Source organism: Sphingomonas pseudosanguinis, from assembly GCF_014196255.1.
Lineage (GTDB): Bacteria > Pseudomonadota > Alphaproteobacteria > Sphingomonadales > Sphingomonadaceae > Sphingomonas > Sphingomonas pseudosanguinis.
Genome location: NZ_JACIDH010000002.1, coordinates 135,363 through 153,035, shown reverse-complemented (window position 1 = coordinate 153,035; position 17,673 = coordinate 135,363). Strand labels below are relative to the sequence as shown.

Genomic DNA, 17,673 nt, shown 5'->3' with positions numbered 1-17,673 from the left:
AGAGAATGACGACGATCGAGCGGGACGCGGTGGCGTCCGCCGCCGCCTATCCGATGCTGCCGCTGGTCGAGGGGTGGGCCGCGATCAACAGCGGCACCCGCAACCTGACCGGCCTTGCGGTCATGGCCGACCGGCTGGCCGAGCAATTCGGGACGCTGCCCGGAACGCTGCGGCTGGTCGAGCCCGAGCGGGTCGAGCGCGTCGGCGCCGACGGCCGGCTGACGGAGATCGGCCATGGCCGTCACCTGCATCTGTCGGTCCGCCCCGAGGCGACGGTCCGGATGCTGTTCACCGGCCATATGGATACCGTCTATCCGGTCGATCATCCCTTTCAGGCGCTGACACGGATCGATGCCGAGCGGTTGGGCGGTCCCGGTGTCGCCGACATGAAGGGCGGCCTCGCCCTGCTGTTCGCCGCGCTTCAGGCGGTCGAGCAAAGTCCGCTGGCCGGGCGGCTGGGCTATGACGTCATGATCAACTCGGACGAGGAAACCGGCTCCGCCTCCTCCGCCGCGCTGATCGCCAGACTGGCGGCGGGCAAGGTCGCCGCCCTCACCTACGAACCCGCCCTGCCAGACGGCACGCTGGCGGGCGCGCGTGGCGGGACCGGCAATTTCACCATCGTCGTGCGCGGGCGCAGCGCGCATGCCGGCCGCAACCCGGAAGAGGGCCGCAACGCCATCGTCGCCGCCGCGCGGATCACGCTCGAACTCGCGCAGCTCGGCTCCGACGACATCACCGTCAATCCCGCGCGGATCGATGGCGGCGGCCCCAACAATGTCGTGCCCGACCTCGCCATGCTGCACGTCAATTTCCGTCCGCGCGCGCTCGCCGCGATCGAGCGCACCGGCCCGGCCATGAAGGCGATCGCCGAGCGGATCGCCGCCGAGCATGACGTCGGCGTCGAAGTCCATGGCAGCTTCAACCGCCCGCCCAAGCCGATCGACGACGGTGCTGGCCGGCTGTTCGAGACGGTGCGTGCTGCTGGCGCCGATCTGGGCCTGACCATCGGCTGGCGCGCGACGGGCGGCGTGTGCGACGGCAACAACATCGCCGCCGCCGGCGTCCCGGTGGTCGATACGATGGGCGTGCGCGGCGGGGCCATCCATTCTCCGGACGAATTTATGCTGGTCGACAGCCTGCCCGAACGGGCGGGGTTGTCGGCGCTGACCATCCTGCGCATCATTGGTGCCGCATGAGCAGCTTTTGCATCCGCCCCGCCGTCGATACCGACCTTCGCCACCTCTATGAAATGGCCAAGCTGACCGGCGGCGGCTTCACCAACCTGCCCCCCGACCGCCGCGCGCTGACCGCCAAGCTGGCGCGCAGCCACGCCGCCTTTGCCAGCAATGGCGACGGCAAGGTGAAGGACGAGCTGTTCGTCCTGATGCTGGAGGACCGCGCGACCGGTGACGTGCGCGGCACCTGCCAGATCTTCACCCATGTCGGCCAGAAGCATCCTTTTTACAGCTACCGCATCGGCACGCTGACCCAGCATAGCCGTGAACTCGACCGCACCTTCCGCGCCGAGATGCTGTCGCTGACCACCGATCTGGAGGGCGCGAGCGAGGTGGGCGGACTGTTCCTCCACCCCGGCGAGCGCGCCGGTGGCCTGGGCCTGCTGCTCGCCCGCAGCCGGTACCTCTTCATGCGCGCTAACCGTCCGCGCTTCGCCGACCGCGTGCTTGCCGAGCTGCGCGGGGTGATCGACGAAGCCGGCGGGTCGCCCTTCTGGGACGGTCTGGCGGGCCGCTTCTTCGGGATGAATTTCCAGCAGGCGGACGAGTTCAACGCGATCCACGGGCACCAGTTCATCGCCGACCTGATGCCCAAGCACCCCATCTACACCGCGATGCTGACCGAGACCGCGCGCGCCGCGATCGGCCTGCCTCATCCCTCCGGCCGCGCCGCGATGCGGATGCTGGAGAATGAGGGCTTCGCCTTCGAACATTATATCGACATTTTCGACGGCGGCCCGACCATGACCGCACGGACCGATCACGTACGGACCATCCGCGACGCGCGCGAAAGCACGGTCGTCGCGATCGACGCGTTGCCCGGCCGGGAAGCCCTGGTCGCCGCCGGCCGGTTGGCCGACTTCCGCTGTGCACTCGCCGACATCCGCGACGGGGATGGCGGGATCATCCTGTCGGAAGACACCGCGCGCACGCTCGACCTGACGGTCGGCGACACCGTGCTGCATATCGATCGGTGAGGACGATGCTGAGAGAGATCAACTTCGACGGGATCATCGGGCCCAGCCACAATTATGCAGGGCTGAGCCATGGCAATCTGGCCGCGACGCGCAACGCCGGCCATGTCTCGCACCCGCGCGCCGCCGCGCTTCAGGGGATCGCCAAGATGCGGGCGAACCTGGACCTGGGGCTGGTGCAGGGCATATTCCTGCCCCATCCGCGTCCCGATCACCCCTGGCTGCGCCGCCTGTCGACCGATTACGACGCCGCCTCGCCGGTGCTCAAGGCGCGTGCGCTGTCCGCCTCGGCGATGTGGGCGGCCAATGCCGCGACCGTCTCGCCCGCGCCCGACAGCGGCGACGGGCGGTGCCATCTGACCGTCGCCAACCTGGTCACCATGCCGCATCGCAGCCATGAATGGCCCGCGACGCTGGCGCAGCTCCGCCTCGCCTTCGCCGACCCGGCCTTTGCGGTCCACGCCCCCGTGCCCGCCCCGTTCGGCGATGAGGGCGCCGCCAATCATATGCGGCTGTGCGCCGCGCATGACCGGCCGGGTGTCGAAGTCTTCGTCTATGGCGAGGGCGGTGGCCCCTTCCCCGCACGCCAGCACCGCGAAGCCTGCGAAGCGGTCGCCCGCGCGCATCGCCTGTCCCCCGACCGCACCGTCTTCGCCCGCCAGTCCGAAGCGGCGATCGCGGCGGGCGCGTTCCACAATGACGTGGTCGCCGTCGCGAATGAGCGCGTGCTGTTCGCCCACGAACAGGCCTTTGCCGAACCCGACCGGCTATACGCCGAACTCCGCCGCCTGATGCCCGAGGTGGCGATCGTCGAGGTTCCCGCCGCCGAGGTCAGCCTGGCCGACGCCATATCCTCCTATCTGTTCAACGCGCAGCTCGTCACCCCGCCGAGCGGCGAGACCACGCTGATCCTGCCGCAGGAGGCACGCGACACGCCCAGCGTCTGGCGCTGGTTGCAGGCGCATGTCGCCGGCAACGGGCCGATCCGGCAGCTCGAGGTCGTCAATGTCCGCGAATCGATGGCCAATGGCGGCGGCCCGGCGTGCCTTCGCCTGCGCGTCGTTGCCGATCCGGCCACGGTCGATCCCCGCTTCCTGGTCGACCATGCCCGGCTGGACCGGATCGCGGCGATCGTCGAGCGGCATTGGCCCGAGGCGATCGACCCCGCGATGATTACGAATCCGGACCTGATCGTCGGGATCGAAGCCGCCAGGCTGGCGTTGCTGGAAGCGCTCGACTGTCTCATATTGGCCTAGCTTCAGGCTTGGCAGGGCGGGCATGGGGGTTCAAAATATGCCCATGTGGTCCCGCCTGGTCGCCCTGTTCACGATCAAGACGAAGTTCGAGGCCTTTCTCGTGATCTACGGGCTGGGTGTCGGCGCGGTGGAGCGCGGCCAGCATTATCTGGTCCAATATCCAGGCTGGCCGGGCAAGATCCTGTTCGCGGCCTGCCCGATCGCGGTGTTCATGGCGGGGGCCAAGATCCTCGACGCACTGGAGCGGGACTATCGCGATTGACAGGATAAGTTGGTCGCGCGGTTCGCTGGCGACATTATCTGACAATCCGATGACTGGACTGACCCACCTGCAACGCCTCGAAGCCGAGAGCATCCATATCCTGCGCGAAGTCGTCGCCGAGACCGAGCGTCCGGTGATGCTCTATTCGGTCGGCAAAGATTCGGCCGTGATGCTGCACCTGGCGAAGAAGGCGTTCTTCCCGGCGCGCCCGCCCTTTCCGCTGCTGCATGTCGACACGACCTGGAAATTCCAGGCCATGTACGAGCTGCGTGACCGCGCGGCCGAGGCGGCGGGGATGGAGCTGATCGTCCACCGCAATCCGGAGGCCGAGGCGCTGGGCATCAACCCCTTCGACCATGGCAGCCGCCATACGGATATGTGGAAGACCGAAGGTTTGAAACAGGCGCTGACTGCGGGTGGCTATGACGCGGCGTTCGGCGGTGCGCGGCGCGACGAGGAGAAGAGCCGCGCCAAAGAGCGTGTCTTCTCCTTCCGCTCCGCCGCGCATGGCTGGGACCCCAAGGCGCAGCGGCCCGAGCTGTGGAACCTCTACAATAGCCGCATCCACAAGGGGGAGAGCATCCGCGTCTTCCCCATATCCAATTGGACCGAACTGGATATCTGGCAGTATATCCTGCAGGAGGGCATCGAGATCGTGCCGCTCTATTTCGCCGCCCCCCGCCCGACGGTGGAGCGTGATGGCATGCTGCTGATGGTCGATGACGACCGTTTCCGCCTGCAACCCGGCGAAGTGCCGGTCGACCGCTCGATCCGGTTCCGCACGCTGGGCTGCTATCCGCTGACGGGTGCTGTCGAGAGCGAGGCGGCGACCTTGTCCGAAGTCATCCAGGAAATGCTGCTGACCACCACGTCGGAGCGGCAGGGGCGCGCGATCGATCATGATCAGGCCGCCAGCATGGAGAAGAAGAAGCGCGAGGGGTATTTCTGATGACCGCCTATCAACCCGATGCGCTGATCGCCGCCGACATCGACGCCTATCTCGCCACCCACGCCGCCAAGTCGATGCTGCGCCTCATCACCTGCGGCTCGGTCGATGACGGCAAGTCGACGCTGATCGGGCGGCTGCTCTACGATTCGAAGACGATCTTCGAGGATCAGCTCAGCCAGCTGGAGGCGGACAGCCGCCGCGTCGGCACGCAAGGGCAGAATATCGACTTCGCGCTGCTGGTCGACGGCTTGGCGGCCGAGCGCGAGCAGGGCATCACCATCGATGTCGCTTACCGGTTCTTCGCAACGGAGAAGCGCAAGTTCATCGTCGCCGACACCCCCGGCCATGAGCAATATACCCGCAACATGGTGACGGGCGCCTCGACCGCCGACTTGGCCGTGATCCTGATCGACGCGCGCAAGGGCGTGCTGACCCAGACGCGGCGGCACAGCTATCTGGCGCATCTGGTCGGGATCAAGGAGATCGTGCTGGCGGTCAACAAGATGGATCTGGTCGGCCATGACCAATCGGTCTTCGACGCCATCGTCGCCGACTATGCCGCCTTCGCGCGTGGCATCGGGATCGAGCGCTTCACCGCCATTCCGCTGTCGGGGCTGACCGGCGCGAACGTCACCACGGCCTCGCCCGACATGCCCTGGTATGACGGCCCCGCTTTGCTCCCGCATCTGGAGACGGTGGCGATCGACGGCGACCGCGCCGTGGCGGCCTCGTTCCGGATGCCGGTGCAATGGGTCAACCGGCCCGACCTCGACTTCCGGGGATTTGCGGGCCTGATCGCCAGCGGCCGGGTGTCGGTCGGCGACCGGGTGCGGATCGCGCCATCGGGCAAGACGACCAGCATCGCGCGGATCGTCACCTATGACGGCGACCGGCAGGATGCGATCGCAGGCGAAGCGGTGACGCTGGTGCTGGCCGAGGAAGTCGATTGCTCGCGCGGCGACGTGATCGCGGCGGCCGAGAACCCGCCGGAGATTGCGGACCAGTTCGTCGCCAAGATCGTCTGGATGGCCGATACGCCGCTGGTGCCGGGGCGCAGCTATTCGCTCAAGCTCGGCACGCAACTGGTCGGCGCGACCGTCCAGCCGCCGCGCCATGTCGTCGACGTCAACAGCCAGGAGGAGCGCCCAGCCGACACGCTCGCGCTCAACGACATCGGGCTGGCCGAGGTCTATGCCGACCGCCCGATCGTGTTCGAACCCTATGCGAAGGGCAGCGCGCTCGGCGGCTTCATCCTGATCGACCGCGCGACCAATGCGACCGTGGCGGCGGGCATGATCGATCATGCACTGCGCCGCGCCCAGAACGTCCACTGGCAGTCCGCCGTCGTGACGCGCGAGGCGCATGCCCGGCAAAAGGGGCAGGCACCCAAGGTCCTCTGGTTCACCGGCCTGTCGGGATCGGGCAAGTCGACCATCGCCAACATGGTCGAGCAGAAGCTGCACGCCATGGGCCGCCACAGCTTCCTCTTGGACGGCGACAATATCCGCCATGGCCTGAACCGCGACCTCGACTTCTCCGAGGCGGGCCGGGTCGAGAATATCCGCCGGGTGGGCGAGGTCGCCAAACTGATGGCGGATGCCGGCCTCATCGTGCTGACCGCGTTCATCTCGCCCTTCAGGGCCGAACGCGACATGGTCCGCGCCCTGCTGCCCGAGGGCGAGTTCGTCGAGATCTTCATCGACACGCCGCTGGCCGTCGCCGAGGATCGGGATGTGAAGGGTCTCTATGCCAAGGCGCGCGCTGGCGAGATTGCCGAGTTCACCGGCATCTCCAGCCCCTATGAAGCGCCCGAGCGCCCCGAAATCCGCATCGACACGACGAAGGAAACGGCGGAACAGGCCGCGTCCCGGATCGTCGAGCATGTATTGGGCATCTGGAGTTACGATCTGTGACCGACGCCGAACTCGCCCGCGCGGTCGCGGTGGAAGCCGGCGCCCTGCTCAAAGCCATTCGCACGTCGAGCGGCCTGGACGGCGCGGCGCTGGGGGCGCTCGGCGACCGGGATGCGAACACGCTGATCCTCGATCGCCTGCGCGCCGAACGGCCCGATGACTTCATCCTGTCGGAGGAGTCGATCGACGACCGTACGCGTTGTGCCGCCCGGCGCGTCTGGATCGTCGATCCGCTCGACGGCACCCGCGAATATGCCAGCGGGTCGAGCGAATGGGCCGTGCATATCGGCCTCGCCATCGATGGCCGCCCGGCGCTGGGCGCGGTGGCGGTGCCCGACCGCGATCAGGTGTTCGCCACCGACGACCTGCCCCCACGGCATCCGCCCTGCCCCGCCGGCTTGCGCGTCGTGGTCAGCCGCAGTCGCGCGCCCGACATCGCCCGCTGCGTCGGCGATCGGCTGGGCGCGACGATGATCCCGATGGGGTCGGCGGGCGCCAAGGCGATGGCGGTCGTCGAGGGGCGCGCCGATGTCTATCTGCATGACGGCGGCCAATATGAATGGGACAATTGCGCCCCCGCCGCCGTTGCGCTCGCCGCCGGCTTCCACGCCTCGCGGATCGACGGCAGCCCGCTGGTCTATAATTGCGAGAACCCCTTGCTCCCGGACCTGTTGATCTGTCGGCAGGAAGTCGCCGCGACCGTTCTCGACGCCATCGCGCGGGGCTGATCGACTTCGCTTGGCAAAAGGTGACCTTGTAACGTCACATGGGCTGGTCCATGGGCAAGGGATGCGGCCCCTGCCTGTCTCCTGTCTCTGCCCCTGGCCGGGGATCGTTGCGCGATGACGTTGATCCCCCTCGCCTTTGGCCTGGCGGCAATGGCGGCGACGCTGGCGGGCGGGCTGCTGGCGCTGCGGTTGCAGCACCGCATCGGCCTGATCCTGGGCATAACTGCCGGGATCGTGATCGGCGTGGCACTGTTCGATCTGGTGCCCGAAGCGATGGGGCTGGCCGGCGATCGCTGGTCGGTGCGCAGCCTGATGATCTTCGTCGCGGCCGGTCTGGGCGGCTATATGCTGCTCGACCGGGTGCTGGCGAGCATTCCGCGTGCCGAGGAGTCTTGGCGCGGCCATCTGGGCCCGGCGATGCTGTGTCTGCACAGTCTGATGGACGGGCTGGGCATTGGGCTGGCGTTTCAGATCGATACGGGTGCCGGGTGGATGATCGCGCTGGCGGTGCTGACCCATGACGTGGCGGACGGCGTCAATACCGTCAGCCTCAGCCTGGCGGCGCGGTCGGAGGCGGCAGCGCGGCGCTGGTTGGTGGTGAACGGCGTCGCCCCGATGCTGGGCGTGCTGCTCGGGCTCGCCATCGCCATTCCGGCCACGATGCTCGCCCCGTTGATGGGCGTGTTCGCCGGCATCTTCCTCTACATCGGCGCCTGCGAATTGCTGCCGCGCAGCCGGGCGCTCGATCCCCGGATACGCACCGGCGTGGCGAGCCTGTTGGGCATCCTGTTGATGCTGGGCGTCACCCACTTCGCGCATTGATGGCACCGCCGCCGGGGAAGGGTGATCCGGCGGCGGTGCCGTGGCTTGAAGGGCATGCGGCGGTCCCGGGGACGTGGCCGGCAAGCCCTTGCGCCATCTCATGAACGCACGGGATCAGCGATCGGCCGAACCCGGCTCCGCAATTTTTCGATGCGCCTCGGCCAGCACCGATTGCGGCACGACGCCGGAACCAGCGACCTGCGCCTTGTTTTTCAGGCCGGGGGTGATGTGCCCCTCACCCGCCTGCATCGCATTCCAGCCCTTGCGCGCGACCCAGGCGGGATCGTCCTTCTTGCTCTGGCCGACATTGGTGTCGAGCATGCCGGCACGCGCGAAGAACTCGGTCTCGGTCGGGCCGGGCATCAGCGTGGTCAGGGTGACGCCCTTCTGCTCCTTCAACTCGTTGCGCAGCGCCTCGGTGAAATTGTCGATGAACGCCTTGGTCGCATTATAGATGGCGTTGAAAGGCCCCGGAATGAACCCGACGATCGAGCCGGTGACCAGCACCTTGCCCTCGCCATGTCGCACCATCGCCGACAGCACACGCTGCAACAGATAGACGGTGCCGGTGACATTGGTGTCGACCGAGCGCCGCCAGACCTCGACCGACTGATCCAAGAACGGCCCGCCCATGCTGTTGCCGGCATTGGCGCACAGCACATCGATGCGGCGACCATCCGCCGCCGCCAGCAGCGTATCGACGCCCTCCAGCGTCGCCAGATCGGCCTGCACCGCCTGCACCTGCGCGCCGTCCGCCGCCAGCTTGCTCGCGGCGGTATGGATGGCGGGCTCGTCCGCGACGATCAGCAGGTCATAGCCTTCCGCCGCCGCACACGCCGCGAGGTGATAACCGATACCGGTCGAGGCACCGGTCACGATCGCGAATTTGTTGGTCATGGCCATGTCCTTCACTGACCGGGCTTCAGCACGATCTTGGTCACTTCATTCTGCTTGTCATGAAACATGCGATACCCCTCGGGCGCCTGTTCCAGCGGCAGGCGGTGCGAGATCAGGAAGGTCGTATCGATCTTCCCCTCCATGATCGCATCGAGCAGGCCGGGCAGATAATGCTGGACATGGGTCTGTCCTGTCTTGAGCGTCAGCCCCTTCTGCATCACCGCGCCCAGCGGGAATTTGTCGACGAAGCCGCCATAGACGGCGGGCATCGACACGCGGCCCCCCTTGCGGACCGCGATGATCGCCTGGCGGATGGCATGGATGCGATCGGTGCCCAGGAAGGTCGACGCCTTGATCTGGTCGATGGCGTTGTCGACGAACAGCCCGTGCGCCTCCAGTCCGACCGAGTCGATCACCGCATCGGGGCCGATCCCGCCGGTCATCTGCATCAGCGCGTCATAGGTATCGGTCTGTTCGTAATTGATCGTCTCGGCGCCGAACTTGCGCGCCAGTTCCAGCCGGTGCGGGAAATGATCGATCGCGATCACCCGCTCGGCGCCCATCAGGAAAGCCGACTGGACCGCGAACAGCCCGACCGGGCCACAGCCCCAGACGGCGACGATGTCACCAGGCTCGATCTGCGCATTCTCCGCCGCCATCCAGCCGGTGGGCAGGATGTCGGAGAGGAACAGGACCTTTTCATCCTCCACCCCGTCCGGGATGACGATCGGGCCGGTATCGCTGAACGGCACGCGGACATATTCCGCCTGCCCGCCTGCATAACCGCCCGTCATATGGCTATAGCCGAACAGCGCCGACATCGGATGCCCGTAGAGTGCGCGCGCGATGTCCTGATTGTCGGCCGGGTTGCCGTTCTCGCATCCCGAATATTGGTGCTTGCCGCAATGATAGCAGGAACCGCAGGCGATGGTGAAGGGCACCACGACCTTCTGCCCCTTCTTCAGGGTCGAGGACGATCCCGTCTCGACCACCTCGCCCATGAATTCATGGCCAAGAATGTCGCCCGACTGCATGGTCGGGATATAGCCGTCGTAAAGATGCAGGTCCGAGCCGCAGATGGCGGTCGCGGTCACCTTAATGATGGCGTCGCGGGGATTGACGATCTCGGGGTCATCGACATTGTCGATGCGGACGTCATGCTTGCCATGCCAGGTCAGTGCCTTCATGCGCCCTGCTCCTCACGCTGTTTCCGGGTCATGGCGTTGGTCGCCACTTCGCCGGTTTCCATCAGTTGCTTGAACCGGGCGAGATCGCGCCGGGCCTGTATCGCGGGTTCGCGCTGGAACAGCTTGGCGACCAGCTTGCCGATTACGCCCGCTGGCGGATCATAGAGGATGGTCGCGGTCACCACCGTGCCGCGCGCGCCCGCATCGTCGAAGGTGACGCGTCCCGAGTTCGCGACATCCGCCCCCTCGGCCGAGGCCCATGCGATCAGCCGCCCCTCCTCTTCCTCGGTCACCACCGCATCCCATTCGACCGTCGCGCCGCCCGGCGCCTTGACGACCCAGTGCGAGCGGGTGGTGTCGATCACCTCGATCCGCTCGACATTCTCCATGATGCCGGCGAGGTTGGAAAAGTCGCGCCACCAGGCATACAGTTCGGCCGCCGGGCGGCGGATCGTGGTGGCGCATGCGGTCAGGCTATGACCGCGATCCTCGATCGTCTCGTGGGTCGCGATCCGGACGGCAGCCCCCTGATCCTTGGCCGTCGTGACCGGCGCATCGTCAAAGGGTCGATCGGCGATGTCTGACATCGGGCTCTCCTTGCTCTAGAAGGACAGCGTCGGGCCGCGCACGATGTTCCGGCACTTCATATTGTTTTTCAGTATCTTGATACGCATCAATGATACCGATCATCACCTGTTGCCTGATGGCGGCGAAGCGATGATCAGGGGGCCAAGACCCGGACGGGCGACCGCCCCACCTTGCGCGCCAACTGCTGGGGATCGGGGATCGTCATCGACCGGGTCGACCAGATCAGGTCGCCTGCGCGCCGTGCCGCCTGCAGCATCCGGTTGACGTGCACCGCCGTCAATCCGAGCGCGTCCGCCAGCGTCTCCTGCGTGATGGGCAGTTCATAGCTGCGGCCCTGGGTCAGGTCGCTCAGGCTGAGCCGCTCATGCAGCTCCAGCATCAGGTCGCCGATCCGCTCCATCGCGTTCATCCGACCCAGCCTGGCGATCTGGGACAGGAGATGCGCTTCGTCGAGCGCCTGGCTGAGCGCATAGGCCTCGTCCAGCGTCGCATGGCTGCCCGGTGCCGGGGGCACGCAGACCGTCACCTCGGTCAGCGTGACGATCGTCGTCGGCGATACCGGGCGGCTATGATGATACAGCCCGATCAGGTCGCCGGGCAGCAGGAAGTTCAGGAACTGACGCCGCCCGTCGGGCAGGATGCGGACCCGCGCCGCCCAACCCGACAGGATCAGCTGCGGATGAGGGACATCGCGCCCTTCAATCAGCAGGTCGCGGCGGGGGCGAAGGACCTGCGGACGGGCGATCGCATCGCTCAAGGCCGAATGGGCGGCCGCATCCAGCCGCGCCAGTTTCGACAGCCGGTTCAGCGCGGGCGAAAAGCGGGCGGCGGGGCGTATCTGCGTGGGGTTCATGCCCGGTCCTCCACGTCGCCGACCTGACCACCGGTCGAGGAAGAAGTCGGTGGCAACGACACGGCATCGCGAGGATCGGGGTGACTTTGCTGCGGCTCGATGGTCTTCACGGACAATCCTCCTTCCGCCATCGACACCCGAGCGACCGCCCGGATCGGATGACGCAAAGGCTGCGTCATCACCTGCCGTGACAATGGAAACTTGGCATATGATCGGACACGGCTAAGCACCCACCTGCAAAGAGAGCCAGCTTTTGCTCGTCACGCCATGACGGCCGAGTAACGTTGTCCTTCCAAAACAATATAGGAAGCATCTCTTCGCGATCTCCATAATACACATCAATATCGCGGATTTTTCGCTATTTAGCCGAATAAACGGGATGAACGGAACGATTCTATCGGTGACGTGAACCCGCTCACCTCATTATGGCCGGAAATGCGAATATCGCCGACAGCCGGGTCGACGCAACGAACCGCCCGGTGCATTCCATTTCGCGGTCATGGCCCTATGGTGCCGCGATCCATTCCCAGAAGGTTTTACGATGCGTTTCGCGACCCTGACCCGCCAGCCCGACGACCCCTTGCTGAAGATCATCGGCCAGCACGCCGCCGACCCCCGCCCCGACAAGATCGATCTGGGCGTCGGCGTATTCCGCGACGAAGAGGGGCGGACGCCGGTGATGACGGCGGTCAAGGCGGCCGAGGCCCGATTGCTGGAGACGCAGGCCAGCAAATCCTATCTGGGGCCGGAGGGTGATACGGGCTTCGTCCAGGCGCTGGGCCGGATCGTGATCGGCGATGCGGTGCCGAGCGACCGCTATGTCGGATTGCAGACGCCCGGCGGCACCGGCGCGCTGCGCCTGACCGCCGAGCTGCTGGCGCGCGCGGGCGTCGCGCGCATCTGGATCGGCAGCCCGAGCTGGGCCAATCATGCGCCCATCTATCGCCAAGCGGGTGTCGAGCCGGCGATGATCCCCTGCTATGATCTGACCAGCCAGACGTTCGATCTGGAGGGCTTTCTCGCCGGGCTGAACGGCGCGGCCGAGGGGGACGCGGTGCTGCTTCACGGCTGCTGCCACAATCCGATCGGCATCGATCCCGACGCCGCCGGCTGGGCCGCGATCGCCGAGCGGGTCGTCGCGCAGAAGCTGATCCCGGTGGTCGATCTGGCCTATCAGGGGCTGGGTGACGGTTTCGATAGCGACGCAGCCGGCGCGCGCGCGATCCTGGCCGCCGTGCCGGAGGCGCTGCTCGCCTATTCCTGCGACAAGAATTTCGGGCTGTATCGTGAGCGGACCGGTGCGCTGTTCGCCATCACCCCCGATGCCGATGCCGGCGCGGTCGTCCTGAGCAATCTCCTCGCGCTGGCCCGCGCCAACTGGTCGATGCCGCCCGATCATGGCGCGGCGATCGTGCGGATCATCCTGGAGGACGAGACGCTTACCGCCGAATGGCGGGACGAACTGGAGACGATGCGACAGCGGCTGGAAAGCCTGCGCGCGATGCTGGCAGAGGGCGGTCGGATCGGCACCGTCGATCTGGGCGCGGTCGCGCACGGCAAGGGTATGTTCGCCACGCTGCCGCTGTCGCCCGCCCAAGTCGAATGGCTGCGCGATCGGCATGCCATCTATATGGCGGGGTCGGGCCGGATCAACATCGCCGGGTTCAATGTCGCGGCGGTGGGCCGCTTTCACGATGCGCTGCGGGACATGGCGGCGAACGAGGTGGCGTAATCTCGCCCGTCCCGCCGTTCGTCATGGGCGGCGGGATTCCCTTGGCCTTCGACTTCGCTCAGGCTGAACGGAGGTTGGGACTCGGACATATTCCACGACACCCGTTCAGCCTGAGCGAAGTCGAAGGCCACGCGGAACGCTAAGAAAAAAGTGGCACGCCCGATCACCGGACGCGCCCCTTTTTCATACCTGACGGGCCGGATCACCCGGCCCGACCGGTCACTTGTTGACGATGCGGTTGACGATGTTTTCGATCCGCTCCTGACGGCCCGAGCGGGGCTTCGGGTCGATCGCCTTCTGTTCGGCGAGGTCGGCGATCCCGGCGAGGTCGAGGCCACCGACCTGCTTCCCGAAATCACCGTCCCAACCGGCGTAACGCTCGGACTTGATCGCATCCAGACGACCGTCCTCGATCAGCGCGGCGGCGTTCAGCAGCCCCTTGGCCACCACGTCGATCCCGCCGACATGGCCATGGAACAGGTCGACCGCATCCATCGACTGGCGACGCACCTTGGCGTCGAAGTTGAAGCCGCCGGTGGTGAAGCCGCCCGCGCGGATGATCTCCAGCACCGCCAGCGTCAGTTCCTCGACCGAGTTCGGGAATTGATCCGTATCCCAGCCATTCTGGTGATCGCCGCGATTGGCGTCGATCGACCCGAAGATGCCCAGCGCGCCGGCGGTCGCGATCTCATGCTCGAAGGTGTGGCCCGCGAGCGTGGCGTGGTTCGCCTCGATATTGACCTTCACTTCGTTCTCGAGGCCGTACGCCTTGAGGAAGCCGTACACGGTGGCCGTGTCGAAGTCATACTGGTGCTTGGTCGGCTCGTGCGGCTTCGGCTCGATCAGGATGGTGCCGTTGAAGCCGATCTTGTGCTTGTGCTCGACGACCAGGCTCAGGAAGCGGCCCAGATTGTCCAGTTCGCGCTTCATGTTGGTGTTATGGAGAGTCTCGTAACCCTCGCGACCGCCCCACAGCACATAGTTGGCGCCGCCCAGACGGTGCGTCGCTTCCAGCGCGTCGCGGACCTGCATCGCGCCGAAGGCATAGACTTCGGGGTCCGGGTTGGTTGCGCCACCGGCGGCGAAGCGCGGGTGGCTGAACAGGTTGGCGGTGCCCCAGAGCAGCTTGCGACCCGACGAGGCCTGGAGCTTTTCGAGGTGATCGACCGCCTCGGCGAAATAGCGGCGATGCTCGGCGACGCCCTGCGCATCGGCCATCACGTCGACATCGTGGAAGCAGTAATAAGGCACGTCGAGCTTCGAGAAGAAGTCGAACGCCACTTCCCGCTTCTGCGCGGCCGCCGCGCTGTCATTGGCGCCGGCATGCCAGGGGCGGTTGAAGGTGCCGCCACCGAACACGTCCGAACCCGGCCAGCAGAAGGTATGCCAGAAGCACGCGGCGAAGCGGAGATGCTCCTCCATCGTCTTGCCCAGCACGACGCGGTTCTTGTCATAGAAGCGATAGGCGAGTTCGTTCTCGCTGTCCGGACCCTCGTAACGGATCGTCGGGATGTCGGCGAAAAAGTCGGTAGCCATTTAAACGTTCCTCGGAGTGATACGGGAATAGCTGTCGCGGAAGCGCGCGATCTTGGGGGCGAAGCGCTCGACGAGCGCGGCGTCGGGGGCGATGGTGTGGCTGACGGGCGGCGGCGCGCAGACCTCTTCCGGCGAGCCGCCATCGACCGCCAGCTGGGCGAGACGCGCCGCACCGAGTGCCGGGCCGACCTCGCCGCCCTTCAGATAGACGAGTTCGACGTTCAGCGCGGCGGCTAGTGTCTGGCCCCAATAGGACGAGCGAGCCCCGCCGCCGATGACCGACAGCTGCGCCAGCTCGGTCCCGGCATCGCGCAGCACCGACAGGCCGTCGGCCAGCGCGAACGCCACGCCCTCCAGCACCGCCTGCGCCAGACGCTCCGGCGTGGTGTCGTGGTCCAGCCCCAGGAACGCGCCGCGCACCTCGGCATCGTTATGCGGCGTCCGCTCGCCCGACAAATAGGGCAGGAAGATTTCAGGCCCGCTCGCAGGTCCCACGCTTTCGGCGTGGGCGAACAGCTCGGCGGCACCGGGCGTGCCGGTCAGCCGCGCGACCCAGTCGATGCAGGCCGCCGCCGACAGATGCACCGACATCTGATGCCAGACGCCGGGCAAGCAGTGGCAGAAGGCATGGACCGCGCCCGCCGGATTGGGGCGGAATTCCTTGGTGGCGGCGAAGATCACGCCCGACGTGCCCAGCGACAGCAGCGCATCGCCGTCCTTGACCACCCCCACGCCGGCGGCTCCGGCGGCATTGTCGCCACCGCCGCCCGCGACCGGCACCTGATCGATGCCCCAGGCCTCGGCGACTTCGGCACGCAGACGGCCGGTCTGCGCCGTGCCCTCGACCGCCTGCGGCATCTGCTCGCGGGTCAGGCCGGTGGCGGCGAGGATGTCGTCGCTCCATTCGCGGCGTTCGACATCCAGCCACAGCGTGCCGGCGGCATCCGATACGTCCGACGCCTTCTCACCGGTCATCCGCAGCCGGACATAATCCTTGGGCAGCAGCACGGTGCGAATCTTCGCGAAGGTCTCCGGCTCGTGATGCGCGACCCATAGCAGCTTGGGCGCGGTAAAGCCCGGCATCGCCAGATTGCCCGCGATCCGGTGCAGATCGGAGGCCTTGGCCTCCAGCTCCGCACATTCGGCATGGCTGCGGCCGTCATTCCAGAGAATGCCGGGACGCAGCACCTGATCGTCCGCGCCCAGCAGGGTCGCGCCGTGCATCTGCCCGGCCAGCCCGATGCCGCGCACCGCCCGACGCACCGCCGGATCGATCGCGCGGACGGCGGCGGTTGTCGCCTGCCACCAGGCCTCCGGGTCCTGTTCGGACCAGAGCGGATGGGGACGCTGCACGGTCAGCGCCGCCGTCCCCTGCCCCACCACCGCGCCATGTTCGTCCAGCACGACGGCCTTCACGCCGGACGTGCCGATATCGATCCCTAAGAACATCCGCGTCCCTTACTTCACCAACGGATCGATGGTCGGAATCGTGCCGTCCGGGTTGAACTTCAGCTCGGTCATCTTGACGTTACGCAGATGGTTCTTGTCCGACAACTGAGTATCGGCGTAGAACAGCCACCACTTGCCCTTCCACTCGACGATCGAGTGATGGGTGGTCCAGCCCTGCACGGGCTTCAGGATATGGCCCTTATAGGTGAACGGGCCGTACGGGCTGGTGCCGATCGCATAGTTCAGGAAATGCGTGTCGCCGGTGGAATAGGTGTAATAATATTTGCCGTCGCGCTTGAAGACCCAGGACGCCTCGAAGAAGCGCTTGTCATGGTCGCCGCCCAGAACCGGCTTGCCCCGTTCGTCGAGGATCACGACGTCGCGCGGGGTCTCCGCGAAGGTCTTCATGTCGGGGTTCAGCTTGGCGATCTTGCCCGAGATGGCGGGCTGGTCGTCCTGCTTCAGGTCGGTGTCGCTGCCATTCGGATCGTATTTGCCGTCCTTCCAACGCTGAAGCTGGCCACCCCAGATGCCGCCGAAATACATATACGCCGTGCCGTCGGTGTCCTGATACACCGCCGGGTCCATCGAGAAGCTGCCGGGGATTGCCTCCGGTTCGGCCTTGAACGGCCCCATCGGGTTCTTCGAGGTGGCGACACCGATACGGAACGCGCCCAGGCCATTGCGATCCTTCGACTTATCGCGCGCCGGGAAATAGAGATAATAGGTACCGTCCTTATAGGCGGCGTCGGGCGCCCACATCTGCTGCGAGGCCCACGGCACGTCCTTCACATCGAGCGCGACGGGGCCGATCGTGACCTTGCCGCCCGGCTCGTCCATGCGCAGCACGCGATAGTCGCGCATGGCATACTGGTTACCCAGATCGTCGTTCGGCGTGTCGGTCGGCACGTCATGGCTGGGATAGATATAGAGCTTGCCGTCGGGCCAGACATGCGCGGAGGGATCGGCGGTGAAGATCTCGCGCACCAGCGGCTGCGACAGGTAATGGCGACCATCGGGCGCGGTCGGGTTCGCCTCGTTCGCCGCCGTGGCGGTGTTGGCCTGAACGGTGTTGCCCGCCTCGTTCGACGTTCCGCAGGCCGCCGTGCACAGACCCAGCACAGCCACGCTGGCCATCATCAAGCGCTTCATCGCTTTTCCTCTCCAAGCGCCCCATCTTCGGGGCTTTGACCGGACGATAGCGCTATCAGGATATGGGATGCAAGGCCGGTTCGGCGTTTTGCGATGGGTGGGGTTAGGTTGGGCGTGGCCTTCGACTTCGCTCAGGC

At 66.4% G+C, this 17,673-nt stretch carries 16 protein-coding genes; 9 read left to right on the top strand and 7 right to left on the bottom strand.

Going from position 1 to position 17,673, the window contains the following annotated elements; all coding sequences use genetic code 11:
- Positions 1-5 precede the first annotated feature (5 nt).
- The 8 genes from GGR48_RS04795 to GGR48_RS04760 all read left to right on the top strand — a co-directional run bounded on the left by GGR48_RS04795 (position 6) and on the right by GGR48_RS04760 (position 8,142).
- Positions 6-1,199, top strand: a complete 1,194-nt coding sequence (locus tag GGR48_RS04795; protein ID WP_420854055.1) for a hydrolase — start codon at positions 6-8, stop codon at positions 1,197-1,199.
- Positions 1,196-2,215 carry an arginine N-succinyltransferase gene (locus GGR48_RS04790; protein WP_183950751.1) on the top strand — a complete coding sequence of 340 codons (1,020 nt, stop codon included), beginning with the start codon at positions 1,196-1,198 and terminating at the stop codon, positions 2,213-2,215. The genes GGR48_RS04795 and GGR48_RS04790 overlap by 4 nt, the downstream gene beginning before the upstream one ends.
- A gap of 5 nt (positions 2,216-2,220) precedes the next feature.
- Complete coding sequence (locus GGR48_RS04785; RefSeq protein ID WP_183950750.1) at positions 2,221-3,468, top strand: N-succinylarginine dihydrolase; 1,248 nt, start codon at positions 2,221-2,223, stop codon at positions 3,466-3,468.
- 43 nt (positions 3,469-3,511) lie between these two features.
- Positions 3,512-3,730 (top strand): hypothetical protein, encoded by a 219-nt coding sequence (locus GGR48_RS04780; protein ID WP_183950971.1) that lies wholly within the window; start codon positions 3,512-3,514, stop codon positions 3,728-3,730.
- Between the two features lie 49 nt (positions 3,731-3,779).
- On the top strand, positions 3,780-4,679 hold the full coding sequence (cysD, locus tag GGR48_RS04775) for a sulfate adenylyltransferase subunit CysD (RefSeq protein WP_183950749.1): 900 nt from the start codon (positions 3,780-3,782) through the stop codon (positions 4,677-4,679).
- Entirely contained in the window at positions 4,679-6,592 is a 1,914-nt protein-coding gene (gene cysN / locus GGR48_RS04770) for a sulfate adenylyltransferase subunit CysN (RefSeq protein WP_183950748.1), read from the top strand. Before cysD ends, cysN begins: the two co-directional genes overlap by 1 nt.
- On the top strand, positions 6,589-7,320 hold the full coding sequence (locus tag GGR48_RS04765) for a 3'(2'),5'-bisphosphate nucleotidase CysQ (protein ID WP_338110492.1): 732 nt from the start codon (positions 6,589-6,591) through the stop codon (positions 7,318-7,320). Before cysN ends, GGR48_RS04765 begins: the two co-directional genes overlap by 4 nt.
- 114 nt (positions 7,321-7,434) lie before the next feature.
- Positions 7,435-8,142: a ZIP family metal transporter gene (locus GGR48_RS04760; protein ID WP_183950747.1), complete on the top strand. Its 708-nt coding sequence runs from the start codon at positions 7,435-7,437 to the stop codon at positions 8,140-8,142.
- Positions 8,143-8,256: 114 nt separating this feature from the next.
- Here GGR48_RS04760 and GGR48_RS04755 read toward each other — a convergent pair whose 3' ends face one another.
- The 4 genes from GGR48_RS04755 to GGR48_RS04740 all read right to left on the bottom strand — a co-directional run bounded on the left by GGR48_RS04755 (position 8,257) and on the right by GGR48_RS04740 (position 11,667).
- Positions 8,257-9,039, bottom strand: a complete 783-nt coding sequence (locus GGR48_RS04755; RefSeq protein WP_183950746.1) for an SDR family NAD(P)-dependent oxidoreductase — start codon at positions 9,037-9,039, stop codon at positions 8,257-8,259.
- Between the two features lie 11 nt (positions 9,040-9,050).
- Positions 9,051-10,226 carry a zinc-dependent alcohol dehydrogenase gene (locus tag GGR48_RS04750; protein WP_183950745.1) on the bottom strand — a complete coding sequence of 392 codons (1,176 nt, stop codon included), beginning with the start codon at positions 10,224-10,226 and terminating at the stop codon, positions 9,051-9,053.
- Positions 10,223-10,813, bottom strand: coding sequence for an SRPBCC family protein (locus tag GGR48_RS04745; RefSeq protein ID WP_183950744.1), 591 nt, complete (start codon positions 10,811-10,813; stop codon positions 10,223-10,225). The genes GGR48_RS04750 and GGR48_RS04745 overlap by 4 nt, the downstream gene beginning before the upstream one ends.
- Before the next feature lie 134 nt (positions 10,814-10,947).
- The gene (locus GGR48_RS04740; RefSeq protein WP_183950743.1) at positions 10,948-11,667 is read right to left on the bottom strand and encodes a Crp/Fnr family transcriptional regulator; all 720 of its coding nucleotides are present in this window, start codon (positions 11,665-11,667) and stop codon (positions 10,948-10,950) included.
- Positions 11,668-12,208: 541 nt separating this feature from the next.
- On the opposite strand from GGR48_RS04740, the gene GGR48_RS04735 reads away from it, so the two are divergent.
- Positions 12,209-13,399: an amino acid aminotransferase gene (locus GGR48_RS04735; RefSeq protein ID WP_183950742.1), complete on the top strand. Its 1,191-nt coding sequence runs from the start codon at positions 12,209-12,211 to the stop codon at positions 13,397-13,399.
- Positions 13,400-13,618: 219 nt separating this feature from the next.
- Here GGR48_RS04735 and xylA read toward each other — a convergent pair whose 3' ends face one another.
- Genes xylA through GGR48_RS04720 form a run of 3 tightly spaced genes read right to left on the bottom strand, consistent with a single transcriptional unit; the run spans position 13,619 to position 17,536 of the window.
- On the bottom strand, positions 13,619-14,935 hold the full coding sequence (gene xylA, locus GGR48_RS04730) for a xylose isomerase (protein ID WP_183950741.1): 1,317 nt from the start codon (positions 14,933-14,935) through the stop codon (positions 13,619-13,621).
- Complete coding sequence (gene xylB, locus GGR48_RS04725; RefSeq protein ID WP_183950740.1) at positions 14,936-16,384, bottom strand: xylulokinase; 1,449 nt, start codon at positions 16,382-16,384, stop codon at positions 14,936-14,938.
- 9 nt (positions 16,385-16,393) lie between these two features.
- Positions 16,394-17,536, bottom strand: a complete 1,143-nt coding sequence (locus GGR48_RS04720) for a glycoside hydrolase family 43 protein (protein WP_240455984.1) — start codon at positions 17,534-17,536, stop codon at positions 16,394-16,396.
- Positions 17,537-17,673: the final 137 nt, after the last annotated feature.